The sequence below is a fragment of the Terriglobia bacterium genome (assembly GCA_035712365.1).
In the GTDB taxonomy this organism is placed as follows: domain Bacteria; phylum Acidobacteriota; class Terriglobia; order UBA7540; family UBA7540; genus SCRD01.
Genome location: DASTAW010000014.1, coordinates 16,798 through 36,718, shown reverse-complemented (window position 1 = coordinate 36,718; position 19,921 = coordinate 16,798). Strand labels below are relative to the sequence as shown.

Sequence of the window (19,921 nt, the reverse complement as noted above, 5' to 3'; positions counted from 1 at the left end):
GCATTTTTCAGCGCGGCCAAGGGCGGACCTGCGGGCCCGTTGCGCGCGGGTTCTCTTGCTATACTGAAAAGATGGGGACGAAATCCGGGCCTCATCGGGCTGCTGATTGCTGACTGCTGACTGCTCTCGCCACCGTTTCATACCGGAGGGTTGAGAAAGGGAAATATTAGCCGCATGAGCGCTGACGAAAATCCTGACAATCCGCTTGAAAGCCTCCTGCGGGAGCGCATTGTGGTGCTCGACGGGGCCATGGGTACCATGATTCAGGCGCACAACCTCGCCGAGGCGGACTATCGCGGCGCTGAGTTTGCCGGCCATTCGCGCGACCTGCGGCTGAACAACGACGTACTCTGCATCACGCAGCCGCACATCATCGAAGACATTCACCGGCAGTATCTTGAAGCGGGCGCGGACATTATTGAGACGAACACCTTTAACTCAAACGCCATTTCGATGGCGGAGTATGGACTTGAGAATCACATCCACGAGTTGAACACTGCCGCCGCGGCGGTGGCGAGGCGCGCGGTGGGAAAATTCACCGCAGAGAACCCGGATCGCCGCTGCTTCGTGGCCGGTTCGATGGGCCCCACCAGCCGGACAGCTTCCGTCTCGCAGAACGTTTCGAGTCCTGCCGACCGTGGCACCAACTTCGAGCAGTTGCGGGCTGTTTACTACGAGCAGGCGCGCGCGCTGGTGGAAGGCGGCGTTGATCTGCTGCTGCTCGAGACGATCTTTGACACGCTGAATGCCAAGGCGGCGCTGTTTGCGGTCGAGCAGTACTTCGAGGAATCGGGGCGGCGCGTGCCGGTGATGGTTTCGGTGACCATTGTGGACCAGAGCGGTCGCACTCTTTCAGGGCAGACCATCCAATCCTTCTGGATTTCCGTTTCGCACATTCCGATGCTCAGCGTGGGCATCAACTGCGCGCTGGGAGCAAAGCAGATGCGGCCCTACCTCGAAGAGCTTTCGCAGATTGCGCCGGTCTACATCAGTTGCTATCCGAATGCCGGCCTGCCGAATGCCTTTGGCGGATTTGACGAGACGCCGGAGAGCATGGCGCGGGACCTAGGCGAGTTTGCCAGGAACGGCTGGCTGAACATCGTCGGAGGATGCTGCGGCACCACTCCCGCGCACATCCGGGCCATTGCTGCGGCCGTGCGCGGCGCCGAGCCTCACCGCCTGGTGCAGCCGGACCATGCCACGCGGCTCAGCGGCCTTGAGCCGCTCACCTTCCGTCCCGACATGAACTTTGTGAACGTCGGCGAGCGCACCAACGTGACGGGCTCGCCGAAATTTGCCAAGCTCATTCTGAACGGCGAGTTCGAAGAGGCGCTGACCGTGGCGCGTCAGCAGGTGGACGCCGGTGCGCAGATTATCGACATCAACATGGACGAGGGCATGCTGGAATCGGAACAGGCGATGACCACCTTCCTGAATTATGTGGCTTCCGAGCCGGACATTGCGCGCGTGCCCATCATGGTTGACAGTTCCAAGTGGAGTGTGATTGAGGCGGGCCTGCGCGCCGTGCAGGGCAAGGGCGTGGTGAATTCCATCAGCCTGAAAGAAGGCGAAGAGGTCTTCAAGCGCCACGCGCGCCTGGTGCGCCGCTACGGCGCGGCGGTAGTTGTGATGGCCTTCGACGAACGCGGCCAGGCGGACACTACGGAGCGGAAGGTTGAAATCTGCACGCGGGCTTACCGCATTCTGACGCAGGAAGTGGGCTTTCCGCCCGAAGACATCATTTTCGATCCCAACATCCTCACCATCGCCACAGGCATGGAGGAGCACGCCAATTACGCGGTGAATTACATCGAGGCCACGCGCCGGATCAAAGAGACGCTGCCGCACGCCAAGGTGAGCGGAGGCGTCAGCAATCTTTCATTTTCATTTCGCGGCAACAATGTTGTGCGCGAGGCGATGCACACGGCGTTTCTCTATCATGCCATCCACGCCGGCATGGATATGGGCATCGTCAATGCGGGCCAGTTGGGCATCTACGAGGAGATCCCCAAAGACCTTCTTGGGCTGGTGGAGGACGTGATCTTCAACCGGCGCACGGACGCAACCGAGCGGCTGCTCGCTTTTGCCGACTCCGTCAAGCAGAGCGGCAGGAAGGAAGTTGAGGAAGACGCCTGGCGCAAAGGGACGGTGGACGAACGCCTGGCGCACGCACTCGTCAAGGGAATTGTGGATTACATCGAAGCCGATACGGAAGAGGCCCGCATCAAATACGGCCGGCCGCTGGCGGTGATCGAAGGGCCGCTGATGGCGGGCATGAACGTGGTGGGCGACCTGTTCGGCTCCGGCCGGATGTTTCTGCCGCAGGTGGTGAAGAGCGCGCGCGTGATGAAGAAGTCGGTGGCGTACCTGCTGCCCTATCTCGAGGCCGAAAAGCGCCTGACCGGGGGCGCGAAGGCCGCCGGGAAGATTGTGATGGCCACCGTGAAGGGCGACGTACACGACATCGGCAAGAACATCGTGGGGGTGGTGCTGGGCTGCAACAATTACGAGGTGGTGGACCTGGGCGTCATGGCGCCGAGCGAGAAAATCCTGAAGACGGCGCGCGACACGGGCGCCGACATGATCGGCCTGAGCGGCCTGATTACGCCCTCGCTCGACGAGATGGTACACGTGGCCAGGGAAATGGAGCGCGAAGGTTTTGACATTCCGCTGCTGATCGGCGGCGCGACCACCAGCCGCGCTCACACGGCTGTGAAGATTGCCCCTGCTTACTCGCAGCCGGTTGTCCACGTGCTGGATGCGTCGCGCGCCGTTGGCGTGGTGGGACGCCTGTCAAGCGCGGAGCTGAAGCCGGCGCTTGTAAAGGAGAACCAGGGCTCGCAGGAAAAGCTGAGGGAAGCTCACGGAGCGCCAAAATCGCAAAAACTGCGGACGCTCGACGAGGCGCGCCGGCGGCGATTGCAATTCGACTGGTCTCGCTATAGCCCGCCGCGGCCTTCGTTCACCGGGATTCGCGTGTGCAATCCCGTGCCGCTCGAGGAGATCGTTCCTTACATCGATTGGACGCCCTTCTTCCACGTGTGGGAGCTGCGCGGCATCTACCCACGGATTTTCGACCAACCCGAGGTGGGCGCGAAGGCGAGGGAATTGTTTGACGACGCAGAGAAACTTCTCGATTGTATTGTTGACGGGAAGCTGCTGGAAGCGCGCACGGTGGTGGGCTTCTTTCCGGCCGCGGGCGTTGGCGATGATATTGAGGTGTACGAAGACGAAGCGCGCACGGGAGTCAGGGCAACTTTCCACACACTGCGCCAGCAGATGGAGAAGCCCGACGGCGAGCCGGACCTTGCCCTGGCGGACTTCATTGCGCCGCGCGACACCGGCCTTGCGGACTACCTGGGGGCCTTTGCGGTAACGGCGGGCATCCACATCGAGCGGCTGGTGGAACGGTTCGAAAAAGAAAACGACGACTACAACGCCATTATGACGAAGGCACTGGCGGACCGCCTGGCCGAGGCTTTGGCCGAGCTCACGCACAAACGCGCCCGGGACGCATGGGGCTACGGGTGCAAAGAGAACTTGAATCACGATGACCTTATCCACGAAAAATACCGCGGCATTCGTCCGGCCCCGGGCTACCCCGCCCAACCCGACCACACGGAAAAGCGCGCCCTGTTCGATCTGCTGCAAGCCGAGCGGGACGCGGGCGTGCGGCTCACTGAGAGTTTTGCGATGTATCCTGCCGCCTCGGTCAGCGGCCTGTATTTTTCACACCCCGAATCGCGGTATTTTGCCGTGGGCAAGATCGGGCGCGACCAGGCGCTTGATTACCAGCGTCGCAAGGCCATGGACCTGCCGACCCTTGAGCGATGGCTGGGCCCCTACCTCAACTACGATCCCGCAAAGTAAGCGCGCCCCGTCATTCCGAGGGCGGGTACTCTCCCGGCAGAGGAATCTGCTTCAGCGCCAGAGCAAAAGCAGATTCCTCTGCCGCGTTGCGGGATCGGAATGACGGCGTCACGCCGTGTTGTAACAAGTTATTGGGGCGCCACCGTAAAATGCTTCCCGGCCTCACGGTCGCTTGAACTAAAATCCCCAGAGACAGAAGCGGCGTCCGGAGCCACATCAAGTGGTTGACATCCGGACGCCGCGTTACCTGCAAGACTTTCTTTACCTTCCTGCTACGTCACGGACAGGTCGATCGTCGCGGTCCTGACAACAGCCGAGTTGGAGCCAAGCGTGCCATTGATGGTGATGATGTAATTTCCGGTTGTCGATCCGGTGGCCGTCGGAGTACTCCGGCAGGACACCAGGAAGGTCTCGCACACAATCAGCAGGCAGAGCGTCGAGACCTGAACCAGCACCCACCGCCTTCCAGCCAGACGCGGGAAGCGATTGCGGCGGCGGCGCAAGACAACCAGTCCCGCCAGGACAACCACGAGGAGGAACACCATCAGGGGCGGGACCATGCCCGGCGGAACAGCCGGTGGCGGTGGAACGCCGGCATTCTTGGTGGTCTGCAAACTCAGTGTGACTGTGGCAGCTCCGCCGCTTGGAGTCACCGAGGAGTGTGAGAAGGTACAGGTTGCCCCAGGAGGCATGCCGTTTCCGCAGGCAAGCTGCACCTGACTGTTGAACCCGTTGATGGGGTTCACCGCAATGGTGTAGGTTGCCGCAGATCCCGCGACGATGGTGTTGAGCGCCGGTGAGGCTGAGAGCGCATAATCAGCAAACAGCAGGTTCAGATTGACCGCGGCGGCCTGCGATCCGCTGGTGCCGGTCACGGCAAAAACGAAGGGATTGGCCATCGAGGCCGTGAGTCCGCTGACCGTCAGAGTGCTGGTTTGCCCCGCAAAAATATTTGCCGGATTGAAGGAACATGACAGGCCGCCCGGGCAGGCGAGAGTAATGCTTCCGGTAAAGCTGCTGGGTCCTGCGGCCGCGACGGTGAATGTCGTAGAGCCGCTTCCGATGAGGGTGGTGACGTTTGGCGACGGCGAAGACATCGTAAACTGCGCGACGCCCGTTCCCGAAAGCACCACGGATTGAGGGCTCCCTGCCGCGTTGTCGCTGATGGACAGACTGCCACCCCGGGCGCCGGACACGGTGGGGGAAAAGGTGACGCTGGCCGTGCAGCTTTGGCCAACATTCAGGACGTTGGTGGTGCAAGTGTTCGTCGATGAGAAATCACCACCGGCACTGATGCCGGTGAAAGTCAGGGTTTGCGTACCCGTATTTGTAATCGTCACGCTCTGAGCGGTACTGACAGCGCCCACGGTCACGTTGCCGAAAGAAAGGCTCGAAGGGGTCACGGTGACCGCGGTCGCCGAACTGACGCCGGCGCCTTTAACGCTGATGGTATGCGGGCTTCCTGCCGCGCTGTCGGTTATGCTGAAGGTCCCGGTCTTGGCAGCCGCTGAACCCGGAGTGAACGTGATGTTGATGTTGCAGGCGCCGCCGCTCGCGGCCACGGTCCCAACGCAATTGTCCGTCTCGGCGAAATCGGTGGTGCCGCCCGTGTCCGTTTCGGTAAAGGTGATCTGGGTGATATTCAGGGGCGCAGTGCCTTCGTTGGTGACGGCGACGGTTTTGATGGCGCTGCGGACGTTCAAAGTCTGGTTCCCGAAGTCGACCAACTGAGGCACAACCGAAATGCCCGCGGCGTTGTCGGGCTTAATCTCGGCGACGAAGGCATTGCCGGCAACGCCCGTCAGGCTGGCCTGAAACGCTCCCGCGCTCGCGGGGAAGTTGGTAGAGGCAGTGGTTCCGGTGATGTAAGGGATGCCCGTGGGGCCGAGGGCAATCGCCTGGCCAAAATCAGCGCCACTCCCTCCCAGGTAGGTTGACTCGATCAACGCGGTAGCCGCGGGGTTCAGCTCCGAGACAAAGGCGTCGGAGCAGGCGGAGGCGCCGCAAGAACTGCCTCCGGAAATTCCCAGGGTGCTCTGGATGGGGCTAAAAAGTGGAAAGTCGGTCGGGCTCGAGTTTGTAAAACCTGTTATAAAAGCATCCCCGGAAGAGTCCACGGCGATGCCATTGGCCTGGTCGACGCCCGAACCCCCGAGCAGCGTGGAGTAGACAAGGGTTGGCCCCGCGGGATTGATCTTTGCGACGAAAGCGTCAGATTGTCCGTGGTTGGCTCCCTGAAACACGCCAACGGTGGTGGGAAAGTTATTTGATTGCGCCCCGCCGGCGATATAGATGTTTCCACTTGAGTCCAACGCCAGCCCGAAGGCGCGGTCGTCTCCGCTTCCTCCCAGGTAGGTGGAAAAAGTGATCGCCGAACCGGCCGAGTTCAGTTCGGTAACAAACGCGTTCACCGTTCCGAGGTTGGAGCCTTGCACAGGCCCCTGGATCGGGAAATCGTTGGAGAATGTGTATCCTGCCACGTAAGCGTTCCCGGAACCATCAACCTTGATGCTCTGGCCGACATCCGCCTTCGCCCCACCCAGGTAAGTGGAATACAGGAGGGCGGTGCCGGTAAAGTTCACTTTGGCAATGAAGGCGTCTGAGGATCCCGCATTCGTGTTGTGTGCTGGCAAAGGATTCAAGGTGGGGAAATTTGGCGACTGCGTGGAGCCTGTAACGTAGGCATTATTTGAGGAATCGACTGCGATGCCCTGGCCGGCGTCGTCCCCGGAGCCGCCCAGGTAAGAGGAATAAACCAGTCCGGCGCCCGTGCTGTTCAACTCGGCCACGAAAGCGTCGCTGCCGCCTCCGGGAACCGTCTGAAATGCTCCGGTGGTGGTTGTAAAGTCCGAAGAATTTGTGCTTCCGGTGACATAGGCATCGCCGCCGGCGTCAACCGCGATGGCATTGCCGGAGTCTGTCCCGCTCCCGCCCAGAAACGTCGAGTACACGCGCTGCGGCGTGGATGATGAGCTGGATGCTGTTCCGACCGGGTTCAGTTTCACGACGAAAGCGTCGCCACCGCCCCCAAAAGCTCCGCTCTGCGAGCCTGTCGAAGTGGGGAAATTGGCAGAGTTTGAAATTCCAGTGATATACGCGTCGCCAGCGGAATCGACGGCAATGCCGTATCCAATATCGCCGCCGCTGCCTCCGAAGTAGGTGGAATAGGCAAGGACCGGGTCAATCACCAGTTGCTGGCGATGGTCATAGGCCCCAAGCCTCAGCCCGACCTCGTTGCCGGCCCTCAGCACGTAACTAACCGGCACCTCATTCTTTCCCTGATAGGCGCGCGGTTTCCGGAGTTGGACCTCTCCTCCATCGACCTTCAGGGCGAGATTTCCGGAGCGGTCCAGGCGCAAGCCGTCTACACCCGCGAGCCCGATGCGGACCAGGTTGGGGTCCGAACCCGCGGACACCACGAAATCGTTTTCCAGTTGCCCCTCGTTGCCGTGATAAACAAGATCGATGCCGGGATACACCTGGTGGTACCGGACGCTTGCATAATTGGGAATCCCGGTGTGCCATCGGCTAGGATCGTTCCCCAGGAAGTAGTTACTGGTCCCCGGCAGCAAGTCCTGGCCGGTAACAGGCGCGGCAGGCGCGGAGCCCAACAGCCGGAAGCGCACGACCGCGGAGGAGGCAGGGTGTTTTGCCGCGCGGCCGGATTTCCCAGAGCTTAGGGAGAGTACGGCCTCATGCCCGGTCAGAAACAACGTGTAGTTCTGCCCACGCGCAAGGAACTTAACCCGCGAGTCGGTCTGCCCGTGGTTGGCCTCAAAGCTGAGTGGAAGCTGGGCGTAGCGGCTGCTCCAGGCTTTCGGATTGCGGGCATCGCGAGGAGAAGGTCCCTGCGTCTTGCTCAGCGCCAGACCCAGGCCGATGAGTGCGAGGCCAAAGATGCTGAGCCCCGCAAGGCGCCGCCCCCGAAGAACTGCCCATCGGGCTTTGCTGGGCCCCCTCCCGGTAGAACATTTCGATTTCACACTGTTCTCCTTGAACATACTGGAATTCTCCCCTGCAGCTCCGAAAGTTCTCTCAGGCGTGTCATGGCCTGAATCGCCGGCGACCGCGGTCCCGTCCTCGCCCCATCAAGGCGCGACGGCCAGGTTCACCGTCGCCGCTCTCTTAATACTGCCATCGCTTCCCAGCGTACCCACGAGGGTAATCTTGTAGGTATTCGCCGGAGTGCCCGTTGTCACGGGAGTTGTCTTGGGGCCGACAAAAGTGTCATTGCAGGCCGTCGAGAGAGCACCCACCGATACCGCCATGGCAAGCACGGCAACTCCGGCCCAAAGCCTTGCTGGTGTTTGGCCCGACCGGCGGCGCCTGCCCAGGGCAAAGGCAGCAGCAAAAATCATAAAGAGTGCCAGAACACAACTCCACCAGCGGAAATTCACGGGTCCCCACGGGGGCGTCCCTCCCGGCGGCCGCGGCGCGACCTGGGTGGGCGTCTCAGCGGTCGTCTGGACGGTCACAGTCGCAGTAACCGGGCTTGACCCGCCCAGGGTCAGGCCCGGCGGAGAATAGGTGCAGGTAGTTTGCGGCGGCAGGTTCGCGCAGCCGAGCAGCACCACCTGGTTGAACCCGTTGATCGGCGTCACAGTAACCGTATAGGTTGTGGCATCGCCGGCAGTCACCGTGCGAAGCGCCGGCGAAGGCGGCGTTTGCGACAGCGTGAAGTCCGCAAGGAAGACGGTCAAGGCCACGGTTGTGTCCTGGCCGCTGCTGGTACCCTTAACCGAAAAATCAAAGGGGTTCGCCGTGGTTGCCGACAAGCCGCTGACAGTGACCGTGCTCGACTGCCCCGCATAGATGGACGTAGGATTAAAGGCGCATGTCCCAGTCGTGCAAGCGAGGTTGATCGCGCCCTGGAAGGTGCTGGGGGCCGCAGCGGTGACCGTGAACGTGGCCGACTTTGTCCCTATCAGCACCACGCTTGACCTCACATTGGAAGAGAGCGTAAACACCGCGTTGCCGGTCCCGGTCAGCGACACTCCCTGCGGGTTGTTGTTGGCATCGTCGTCGATGGTCAGCGATCCTGTGCGGCTTCCCGTGGATGCCGGGGTAAAGGTGACACTGATGCTGCACGTGGCGCCCACGTTGAGCACGGTGGGCAGGGTCCCGCAGGAATTGGTTTGCGCAAAGTCTCCGCTGGTCGTGATGTTGCTGATGTTGATGGCTGTATTGCCCGTGTTGGTCAGTTGGACGGTCTGTGCAGGGCTGGCCTGCCCCACCGTCTGCGCAGCAAAGGTAAGAGACGTTGGGGTGATCGACAGGGTGCCCGCGGATGTGACACCGCCCCCGGTGACCGTAATGGCCTGAGGGCTTCCGGCAGCATTGTCCGTGATGGTGATCTGGTCTGTTACGGAGCCCGTTTGAGTGGGCGTGAAGGTCACCTGAATTGAGCACGTTCCGCCGCCGGCTGGAACAACGGACCCGCAATCATTGGTCTGGGTGAACTGGCCGGTGGCTGAAATGCTGGTGATGCCCAGCGGCGCGCTCCCGGCGTTGACCAGCGTCACCGTCTGCGGGCTGCTGGCGTGGAGGATCACCTGGTTGCCAAAGTTCAGGGTCTGGGGGCTGAGGGCTGCGGCCGGTGCATCCTGAGGGCTGACTTTGGCGATGAAGACGTTGTTGCTTTGATTTGTTCCCGTATAAGTTGACTGGGGCGCTCCTGCAATGACGGGAAAGTTGGTAGAACTCGTGCTGCCGGTCAGGTAGGCTGCCCCTGAAGGGTCGGTTGCGATGGCTTGCCCAAGGTCCGTGGCGCTTCCTCCAAGGAAGGTGGAAAAGACTACATTGCCGGAGGGACCGAGTTCCGTGATAAAGGCGTCCGCGCAGGGAGTCGTGCCGCACGAACTGGCTCCGGAAACGCCCAGGACCCGTTGCAGGGCGTTGGTCAAAGGCAAGTCGCTTGACTGCGTAAAGCCGGTGATGAAGGCGTCCCCCGACGAGTCGAGAGCTATTGAATTCCCCTGGTCCAAACCGCTGCCGCCCAGGAAGGTCGAGTAGACCATCTGCGTTCCGCCGGGGGCGAGCTTGGTGACAAAGGCATCCGTTCCCCCGCCATAAGCCGCCTGAGACGCCCCGTTGGTCACCGGGAAACTGCTCGACGAAGTTTTGCCGGTCACGTAGATGCTGCCAGCCGAATCGATGGCAATGGATTGAGCGCTTTCGTCCGCGCTTCCGCCCAGATAGGTTGAGAACACCAGCGAGGAGGTCGCGGGATTGATCTCAGTCACAAAAGCGTCCGAGGCCCCCGACAGGGAGGATTGCAAGGCGTTTTGCGTAGGGAAAGTGTTTAAAGAGAATGTGTAGCCAGCCACATAGGCGTTCCCCGAACCGTCCAGCGCAATGGCCAGCGCCTCATCCGCGCCGCTCCCGCCGAGGTATGTCGAGTAGAGCAGGGAGGCGCCGGTCGGATCGAACTCCGCGACAAAGGCGTCCGAGCCGCCGTCATTTCCCACCTGGAGCGGATTCACCGTGGGAAAATTTGTTGATTGAGTCGAACCGGTGATAAACGCGTCGCCCGAGGCATCCACGGCTATTCCTCGCCCGTAATCGATGCCGCCGCCGCCGAGATAAGTCGAGTAAACCAGGCTGGCGCCCGTTGGGTCCAGCTTGGTAACGAAAGCATCCGTGCTTCCGGCATTGCTTGTCTTGTAGGCCCCCGAAGTGGTCGGGAAATCGGTGGACGTGGTGTAACCGGCCAAATAGGCATTCCCCGAGGAATCAATCGCAATGCTGGTTGCCCGGTCCAGGTTACCTCCGCCGAGAAATACCGAATACAGAAAAGCGGACCCCGAGGGATTGAGCTTGGCCACAAAGATGTCCTTGCCTCCGCCGAGGTTAGCCTGTCCGCCCGTCTTGGGGAAATTGACCGACGCCGTCGTGCCTGTTACAAAGGCGTCTCCCGCGGCATCAACTGCGATCCCGAGCCCATCATCCCCGCCACTTCCTCCGAGATAGGTCGAATATGACAGTACAGGGTCAATGACAAGTTCCTCGTGGTGATTGTAGGGGCCAACGGCAAATCCAACGCTGTTCTCCGCCTGGAGCGCGTAGCGCACTGCAACCTCCCGGCGATTGGCTCCGTTGCCCTGATAGGCACGAGGCCGCCGAAAATAAACTTCCCCGTCGCTCACCGTGAGCACCAGGTCCCCGGAGGCGTTGAAGCGCACCTTCCTGGCGCCTTCCACAGCCAGCCGGACCAGCTTTGGGTCAGATCCCGGGGCTAGTATGAAATCGTTTTCTAGCTGTCCCTGGCGGCCATAGTAGGCGAGATCAATACCGGGATAAATCTGGCGATAGCGGACGCGGGCGTAGTTGGGGACATTGGTAACCCACTTCCCAGGGTCGTTTCCAAGGAAGTAGCTGGTGTTCCCCGGAAGCCGCTCCGAGGCCGTAATCCTGGCCCGATGGTTTGCCCCCAGCAGTTTCAGGCGAAGCACGTCGGCTGTCCCCGGCGATGCCGCTTCCGCCTGATCGTTCTTAAACCCTGAAGCCGTCGCCCCGACTGCTGGATTGTCTGGCATGAATTTCGTGAATTGCAGAATGGCATCGGCCTGAGTAAGAAAAAGCGTAAACCCCTGGCCGCGAGCGAGGTATCGGGCCTGCGGGCTTACCTGGCCTCTGTTGACCTCAAAGCTGAGGGGAAGGCGGCCATACGAAACGGCTTGCCTGGCCTGAAGGCCCGCGGCGGGCTGCAAACGGACCTGGGCCTTCTCCTGGCCATGGCTCGATGACCAGGTCGCGAGCCCGATGAAGATGGATGTCAGGAGGCAGACGACCGTGTTCCTTTTCAAAATCTTCTTTCCCTTCGCTCCAGAAAAGTTCGCTGGGTTCGCCTGTTCGAATTCAGGCGGCCGCAACTGGGCTTCACTGTCCCTGCCACGCATCTACTCGGTTGCCGTCAGGAACCGAATCAGCCGAGTCCCGTCGTATCTCAGCATGATGTAGGCGGAGCCCCATTTGTAATGAGTGCTATAGGTATACCCAGCCTCGACGGTCAGGTTCTTGACCCGGGCGACGTCCAGCCACCCGGAATAGCCGTTGTCGCGCCCGAGCCTGGAGTCGCCGATGGTTTCAAAGGCATGGTTCCAGACGCGGTTGTGGTCCGCGTCTCCGACAACACTGGTGTTAGGGGTGACCAGCCTGCTGAAAACCTTTTGCTTCCCGACAGGAACGATGCCGTATGCGGAAGCGCCAACCGTGTAGCGTTTGAATATGGTGAAGCTGGCTCCGGCTTCAGCATTCCCGTTGGGGCCAAAAATCTGATACGGCCGGGCGATATTGTAAGGACGCGGAAAAAGCCATCGGTCAACGGTCTCGTTGGCCGCCCCGAAATTCAGAAAAGGAGTGAACCCGGCGTAATTCGCGCTGACGTGGTTATACCAGTCCACGCCGAAGCGTCCCGTGGTGAAAACGCGCTGGGGGTTCGAAAGGGGTATGGTTCCGGTAAGAACGGAAGTCGCGTCCAACCCATGCCACTTCATCGTGTATCGGAGGTCCACGAAGGGGTCCCCGGCAAGGGTTGTCCAGGTCCAGTCGCGCTTCGAAATCACGGAAAAGGGGCTTTGAATCGTGTAGAGCGACGCGCCGACGTCGCCCCCGAGATGTTCGGTGATGTTGTAACCGATACCGATGCCCGCGCTGTAGACCCCTCCCAGATTAGAGTGTTTGCCAACGACAGCGGCGAAGGCCGTCGGCCCCGTCGGACTCGCCGCCGCGGCAGTCTGAGCTTCCTGGCCCTGCTGGTCTTGAGAGTCCTGTCCCCTGCTGCAAACTGGGACCCAGAAGATAAGTATGGCGACGAGCAGTACCCTGTAGATTTTCCCCACTTGGTTTATCCTTTAGCATAGAGCACAAGGCCTTAGCGACGAAAACTCCGCACCTGCCCCGCGCGCTGGACAAAGTCCATCTCCTGATACGCTGATATTCAAAATACAATACAACCTGTTGGTTCCCGATGCAACATCATCATTCCGGCGGTTGCCGGATGCTGCTGGTATCAAGCCGGACATTATAACAAGGCCAGGAGGCGCCAATTACCGGCGGCACCGAGGCATGGCACACCAATTCTTCAGGCCATAGTCAAACGCCAGGACTACTTTCTGACGCAATCCGGGTGGTGAAAGGTTGCTTTGAAGCGTCGTTTTCGGCATTCTTCGGGGGTTTCGACGCTTGGACGGGGTTTTGCCGCCTACCGCCTTCCGGCTCCGGACTTCTCTCCTTGTCCCCACGGCTCGCGCCTGCGCTAATTCGATCTCCCCCAGCAGAAAACGTCTACATTCTTGAACCCAGGAGTACAATGGGAGCCGGTCTCGGGATGCACGGGAAAAAGAAAGCTAATAATTACTGCCTGCGATGCCCTGACCGGCTACGGCAGAAAACGGACCTGAGCCGCGCGCCGGGATAGATAAACCTCCGGTAAGAGTTGGCGCAACCGACCGGCGCTTAACTTATTTCGTCGGCTCTGGAGACCCGGACATTGTCAACGAGGTTCTGTTCAACGGTGCGCAAACGGATCCGCAAATCACGACTCCGGCGGGCGGCTGGCCCGGCGCTCGTGGCCGTAGCCTTTAGCCTGGCGATGCTAAGGGGCCAAACGCCTGCCAGCCAGTCAAAGACGCCAGGCAGCGACATCTACGCAACGCAGTGCTCCGGCTGCCACGGGGTGGACGCGCGGGGCGGCGAGTATGGGCCTCCCCTGGCAGCCAACCGCAGGCTGCAAGGACGCTCAATTTCCTGGTTGCGTCGCACAATTCACGACGGAATTCCCACCGGAGGCATGCCGGCGTTCAACACCCTGCCGGCCGGCGAATTGGACGCGCTTGCCGCGCTGGTCCACTCGTTGAATTCGCCGGCTGCTGAAAACAGCGTTCGCGGCGATCGCGCGGCCGGGGAAGAGTATTTCTTCGGCGCGGGACAATGCGCCTCTTGCCACATGGTTTACGGCAAGGGATCAGCCGTGGGGCCCGATCTGTCTGATGCTGGCGGCGAGATGACCACTGAGGAGATTCGGTCGAGCCTGCTGCAACCGAGCGAGCATATTGCTCCCGGCTATCAGATGGTGACGGCGCGCCTGCGCGACGGAGCCACCTTGAGCGGTTTTGCGCGGAGCCGCAGCAATTTTGAGATCGTTGTGCAGGACCTGAAGGGGCAGTTCCACCTGCTGCCGATGGACGAGATTTCAGCCCTCAGCGAAAGCCACGAATCCCAGATGCCTCCGGCCAAAGCAAGCGCTGAGCAACTCCAGGACCTCGTCGCCTTTCTCAGCGGCCTCGCCGGTGTAAAGCCGGGCACGGCGGCCATGGGCAGCGGGCCCTCGGGCGAGGGCGACGTTCCTTTCTCCCGAATTCTCCATCCCCGGCCGGGCGACTGGCTGACTTACAACGGCAATCTGAGCGGGAACCGATACAGCGAGCTTGCGCAGATCAACCCATCAAACATCAACCAGTTGCGCCTGAAGTGGATCTTTACGGTACCGCTGTGGAAGCAGCTTCCTCCTGACACGGCTTATTTCCGCAGCAAAATGGAGCATTTTGGCGTGGAGACCACGCCAATCGTTGCGGATGGAATCATGTACGCAACGGGCCCGCACCAGGCCTTCGCGCTCGACGCCCGCACCGGACAGCAAATCTGGGACTACCGGCGTCCGCGCCCGCCGGAGTTGAACGTGGGAGACGCGGCGCTTGGCACCAATCGCGGCGTGGCCATTCTCGGCGACAAGGTTCTCAAGGTGACGCAGAATGCGCATCTGATCGCCTTGAACCGCACCACGGGAAAGCCCGTTTGGGACGTGGTCATGCCGCCCGGAGAGCTCACCAACTATGGCTCAACCGTGGCGCCGTTGATCGTCAAGGACATGGTGATCGCTGGTGTTTCCGGCGGCGACTGGCCCGGCGTGCGCGGATTCGTGGCCGCCTATAAAGCCTCGAATGGCCAACTCGTTTGGAGGCGCCGGGCCATTCCAGACGACGGCGATCCTGAGGTGAAGACTTGGGGCGGGAATCTGCCGAAAAACGTGGGAGGCGGCGCCACTTGGCTAACCGGCTCCTATGATCCCGAAACCGACACGCTCTACTGGACCACCGGCAATCCTTACCCGGACTCGAATGGAGGCATCCGGCCGGGCGATAACCTTTACACCAACTGCATCCTGGCTATGGAGCCGGAGACTGGAAAACTGAAGTGGTATTACCAGGTCACGCCACACGACGTTCATGACTGGGACGCCACCGCGCCGCTGGTGCTGGTCAATACCCATTATCAGGGGCAGCCTCGTAAGCTTTTGCTTTACACGAACAAGAATGGTTTTTTTTACGTGCTCGACCGGACGAATGGCCAAGTTCTGCTCGCTAGCCCGTTTGCGCGAGTGACATGGGCGAGCGGCATCGGCGCGGACGGGCGTCCCCAGCTTTTGCCCGAAAGCGGCCCGGTCTGCCCGAGAATTGGAACCAACTGGAACGCCAAGGCTTTCAGTCCCCTCACCCGCCTGTATTATGTGATGGCGCTGGATGCGTGTACGGTGAGGCTCTCGTCCCGCCGCCGGAACACCGAAAACCTCAAGGCAGAGCCGGCGAGGAAATATCTGCGCGCGATCGATATCGACACTGGGAAAACAGCGTGGGAGGTCCAGCAGTTCGGGTCCGGCTCAGACACAGATGCGGAAGAGCAGGATTCGGGAATCCTGGCGACCGCAGGCGGGCTTCTTTTTTATGGCGATCCGAGCGGCTACGTTGTGGCTGCCGATGCCCGCAACGGGAAGACGCTTTGGCGCTTCCCAACCAGTGGGTTGAACAAGGCATCGCCCATGACTTACACGGTGAACGGAAAACAGTACGTGGCGCTTACAGTCGGTGCCAACATCTTGTGCTTTGGTCTGCCCTGAAGGAGGAAAAACACAGTGGACGAAGATATTTCCAGACGTGAATTCTTAAAGGTATCGTCGGCTGGCGCGCTGGGGGGAACTGTGGCGCTTCAGGCGCGGAGCACAGCCGCGGCAGCGGCCACACGCGGGCCGTTCCGGGGCACCCTCTGTTTATTCTCCAAGCCCGTCCCGCAACTGAACTGGAAGGAGCTGGCGGAGAGCACCAGGCGCGCGGGCTTTGACGGGATCGACCTGACCGTACGCCCGGAGGGCCACGTCCTTCCCGAGCGCGCGGAGACCGATCTTCCGAAGGCGGTGGAGGCCATCCGGGAGGCTGGGCTTAAAGTCCCAATGATTACAACCGAGCTGCTCTCCGGCGATGATCCCACAGCGAAACCGATCATCAGCACGGCCAGCAAACTTCACATCCCCTATCTGAAGCCGGGATATTACAAGTACAAGCTGATCAACGTTGTGGAGGAGGTTGACGAGGCCGGGCGGCAGTTCCGCACCCTCGTCGATTTGGCCAGGGACCACGGGATCCAGGTGGGGTATCATAATCACCCTCGCTATATCGGCGAAGCCATCTGGGACATGGCAAGGGTAATCGAACCGCTCGATGCGCAGTGGTGCGGCTACTACTATGACTTGTGCCAGGCCACCATCGAGGGCGGAGAAAGCGGATGGAGAGTTTCAACCAATCTCGTCATGCCTCGTCTGAAGATGGTGGCCGCCAAGGATTTTGTCTGGAAAAGCACCGGGCCTCACGAGTGGCGAGCTGAAATCTGCCCCATGGGCCAGGGGATGTCCCGCTGGAAGGAATTTTTCCAACTCCTCGCCAAGTCCGATTTCCATGGCCCCATCTCTTACCAGCATGAGTATGGAATTCCCGGCTACTCTCACCCATCGGGAATTGTGCTGTCGCGTGATAAAGTTCCCAGAGTGATGGCAGCGATCAAAGAAAATCTGGATTACATTAAATCGGTCATTCACGAGGCCTATGGAGGGGCTTAACGGGTTGCTTACAGACGCTTTGGACTCCGTCATTCCGAGCGAAGCGAGGAATCTGCTTTTGCTCTGTGCGCTTAAAACAAAGCAGCTTCCTCGGGGCGATAAAGAAGAACGCCCTCGGAATGACCGGCGAGGACATTTGTTCAGCAACCCTTAACAGGAGGTGAGTTTGCAACCGCGCTGTAAAATCACGCGGAGGAATTTTCTGAAAGCTGCCTCTGCCGCGGCAGCATCGCTCTCGCCGCTGGCAGCGGGAATCACCATGGCCGCGCCAAAGCGCAAACCCAGCGACATTCGCGTGAAGGAGATTCGCGTCAGCTATGAGGACTTCCCTTATCGCACTCCCTATGAATTCGGCGGGCGCAGCGTTGATAAAGTGACGCTCCTCGACGTTCATTGCACCGTTGAGACCCTTGGCGGCCGCGTGGCCCATGGATTCGGCTCCATGACGATGGGCAATGAATGGGCTTTCCCGTCGAAAACGCTCTCCTACGACGCCACGCTCGAGGCCATGAAGCGGCTGGCCGGGCGCATCTCCAAAATCACCGCGGATTACAACCAGCCGGGCCACCCCGTTGACATCAACTTCGCGCTCGAGCCGGAATATCTGCGGGCGGCGGACGAGGTCACCAAGGAATCGAATCTTGGCCAGCCCATCCCCAAACTTTGCACGCTGGTCACCGCCAGCGCCTTTGACGCCGCCATCCACGATGCTTTCGGAAAGGCCCACGGCCTCAACTGCTACCAGACCTACGGCCCGGAGTTCATGAGCCATGACCTCGGCCATTACCTCGCGCCGCAATTCAAAGGCGAGTATCCCAGCCGGTATCTGCTGCAAAAGCCCAAGTCCTGGGTGTGGTGCAATCATTCCGTGGGAGCCTCTGATCCGATCGATGCTTCCGACGTTAAGAAGCGCCTGAATGACGGACTGCCGCAAACGCTTGCTGAATGGATTGTGGCGGACGGGCTCACGCACTTCAAAATCAAGCTCGACGGCAACAATCTCGGACCCGATGTCGCCCGGGTGCTGCGCATTGACCGTGTAGCGACGGAGGCGGAAACCCGCCGCGGCGTCCGCCACTGGTATTACACGCTGGACTTCAACGAGGGGTGCCCGAACGCCGATTACCTGATGGAATCGATCCGCCGCATCAAGGAAAAGTCGCCCGGCGGCTACGAGCGCATCCTTTATCTCGAGCAGCCGGAGTCGCGCGACCTGATCGACAATCCGTCACAAATGCTCTTCGAAGTCTCCAAGCTGAAGCCCGTGGTGATGGACGAATCGCTGACCGGCTACGACGCGCTTTTGCGGGGCCGCAAGCTTGGATATACGGGCGTGGCCCTCAAGGCCTGCAAGGGGCAGAGCCAGACCGTGCTGCTGAACGCCGCCGCGCAGAAGTTCAAAATGTATATGTCAGCGCAGGACCTCACCTGCCCTGGAGCGTCGCTGATACAGTCCGCAGGCATCGCCGCCCACGTTGCACCGATTAATCTGCTGGAGTCGAATGGGCGGGAGTACGTGCCGGCAGCCAACAAGCCGTGGCTGAAAAAATTTCCCGGGCTGTTCGAGGTGCGTGATGGCAAACTGCACACCGAGAGGCTCGGCGGCTTGGGCCTGAGCGCCGTCTGACGTAGCGCACAAGCCCGCGAGCGCGCCGCGCCTCTTGCAAATGGCCTGGGTACGCATATTATTTGCAAGTCGTGCAAAGACCGGCCGGAAGGCAGACAAATTTTTGCTGCCGGCGCGCGAGGAGGAGACTTTGCGACATCCCAGGTTGTTCAACACCGCAATTCCTTTGATGCTCTCTGTGCTGCTCGTTGGCGCGGCCCTTCCTGCTCGCGCGGCCTGGAAAGCGGGATTCGCCAAGATCAACATTACGCCCCACGGCCCGCTCTGGATGGCCGGTTATGCCGCCAGGACCCACGCCTCCGAGGGAACGCTTCTCGAGTTGCACGCCAAGGCCCTGGCGCTCGAAGACGAGACAGGCCGCCGTGCCGTGCTGGTTTCCACCGACCTGCTGGGACTTCCTCGGCCCGTCAGCGAAGCAGTCGCCAGCCGTGTCAAGCAGAAGTATGGCCTCAGCCGCGATCAGTTGTTTTTGAACTCCTCGCACACGCATTCCGGGCCGGTGATCGGCAACATGCTGTCGGTTGCATACGAAGGCGAGCACGGCATCAACGCCGAACAGTGGGAAGCCGTGCAGGCATACACCGGCCATCTGGAGGACCAGATGGTGAAAGTGGTGGGAGAAGCTCTCCACAAGCTGCGGCCGGCCACGCTCAGCCTTGGCCATGGGCAGGCCGATTTCGCCATCAACCGCCGCGTAAAAACCGCCGCCGGGTACGTTGGAGGCGTCAACCGGGACGGTCCCGTGGATCACGATGTTCCCGTCCTGGTTGTTCGCAATCAGCGCGGCAAAATCCTCGGCATCCTTTTCGGTTACGCCTGCCACAACACCACCATCGGCTCAAATTTTTACAAGTTCAGCGGCGATTACGCTGGCTTTGCCCAGCAGCGGCTGGAGAAACGCTACGGCGGCGCGGTCGCCATGTTTGTGGAGGGATGCGGAGCAGACGCCAATCCTTATCCGCGCTGGGACAAGGAGCGAAGCGGAGTGCCACTCGCGCAGCAACACGGCCAGGAAATGGCCGCAGCAGTCGAAAAGGCGGCGGGCGGTCCTCTGGCTCCGATCACCGGGCCGCTCAGGACGGCGTTTAAGGTCTTCCCCGTCCAGTTCGCCGGCCCGCCAACCCGCGCGGACTATGAATCACGGCTCAAGAGCGACGACATTTACGTTCGAAAGCATGCCGAGGACATGCTGAAGATTATTGACCAGCAGGGCCATGTGCCATCCAGCTATCCATATTCGCTCGAGGTATGGCAATTCGGGCGAAGCCTCACCCTGGTCGGCCTGGCGGGCGAGGTGGTCGTCGATTACGATTTGAGGTTGAAGAAGGAACTGGGAGCGGACAAGCTTTGGGTGGCCGGGTACAGCAACGATGTCTTTGCCTATATTCCTTCGGAACGAATCCTTAAGGAAGGCGGTTACGAAGGCGGTGGAGCGATGATCTACTATGGGCAGCCCGGCCCGTTCGCTCCCGGCATTGAAGAAACCATCATCGGCGAGGTCCACCAGGTGATTGGAAAGCTCCGGGAGCAGTGAGACT

8 protein-coding genes are annotated in these 19,921 nt (G+C 60.6%); 5 read left to right on the top strand and 3 right to left on the bottom strand.

The window, feature by feature from the left end; genetic code table 11:
* Positions 1-174: 174 nt before the first annotated feature.
* Positions 175-3,870: a methionine synthase gene (gene metH, locus VFQ24_03720; protein ID HET9177445.1), complete on the top strand. Its 3,696-nt coding sequence runs from the start codon at positions 175-177 to the stop codon at positions 3,868-3,870.
* Positions 3,871-4,142: 272 nt separating this feature from the next.
* Here the strand turns inward: metH and VFQ24_03715 are convergent, their stop codons facing one another.
* The 3 genes from VFQ24_03715 to VFQ24_03705 form a co-directional block, all read right to left on the bottom strand.
* Positions 4,143-7,853 carry an SBBP repeat-containing protein gene (locus tag VFQ24_03715; GenBank protein ID HET9177444.1) on the bottom strand — a complete coding sequence of 1,237 codons (3,711 nt, stop codon included), beginning with the start codon at positions 7,851-7,853 and terminating at the stop codon, positions 4,143-4,145.
* A 105-nt stretch (positions 7,854-7,958) separates the two neighbouring features.
* Entirely contained in the window at positions 7,959-11,675 is a 3,717-nt protein-coding gene (locus VFQ24_03710; protein HET9177443.1) for an SBBP repeat-containing protein, read from the bottom strand.
* Between the two features lie 93 nt (positions 11,676-11,768).
* Positions 11,769-12,710 carry a hypothetical protein gene (locus tag VFQ24_03705; protein ID HET9177442.1) on the bottom strand — a complete coding sequence of 314 codons (942 nt, stop codon included), beginning with the start codon at positions 12,708-12,710 and terminating at the stop codon, positions 11,769-11,771.
* Positions 12,711-13,384: 674 nt separating this feature from the next.
* Between VFQ24_03705 and VFQ24_03700 the strand changes: the two genes are divergently transcribed.
* From VFQ24_03700 to VFQ24_03685, 4 genes are all read left to right on the top strand, one after another.
* The gene (locus tag VFQ24_03700) at positions 13,385-15,763 is read left to right on the top strand and encodes a PQQ-binding-like beta-propeller repeat protein (GenBank protein HET9177441.1); all 2,379 of its coding nucleotides are present in this window, start codon (positions 13,385-13,387) and stop codon (positions 15,761-15,763) included.
* A gap of 15 nt (positions 15,764-15,778) precedes the next feature.
* The gene (locus VFQ24_03695; GenBank protein HET9177440.1) at positions 15,779-16,756 is read left to right on the top strand and encodes a sugar phosphate isomerase/epimerase family protein; all 978 of its coding nucleotides are present in this window, start codon (positions 15,779-15,781) and stop codon (positions 16,754-16,756) included.
* A 166-nt stretch (positions 16,757-16,922) separates the two neighbouring features.
* Positions 16,923-18,383 carry a twin-arginine translocation signal domain-containing protein gene (locus VFQ24_03690; protein ID HET9177439.1) on the top strand — a complete coding sequence of 487 codons (1,461 nt, stop codon included), beginning with the start codon at positions 16,923-16,925 and terminating at the stop codon, positions 18,381-18,383.
* A gap of 130 nt (positions 18,384-18,513) precedes the next feature.
* Positions 18,514-19,917: a neutral/alkaline non-lysosomal ceramidase N-terminal domain-containing protein gene (locus VFQ24_03685; protein ID HET9177438.1), complete on the top strand. Its 1,404-nt coding sequence runs from the start codon at positions 18,514-18,516 to the stop codon at positions 19,915-19,917.
* Positions 19,918-19,921: the final 4 nt, after the last annotated feature.

Excerpts from the sequence above, each read along its gene's own strand:
- metH (HET9177445.1), top strand. The coding sequence starts at position 175 with ATGAGCGCTGACGAAAATCCTGACAATCCGCTTGAAAGCCTCCTGCGG.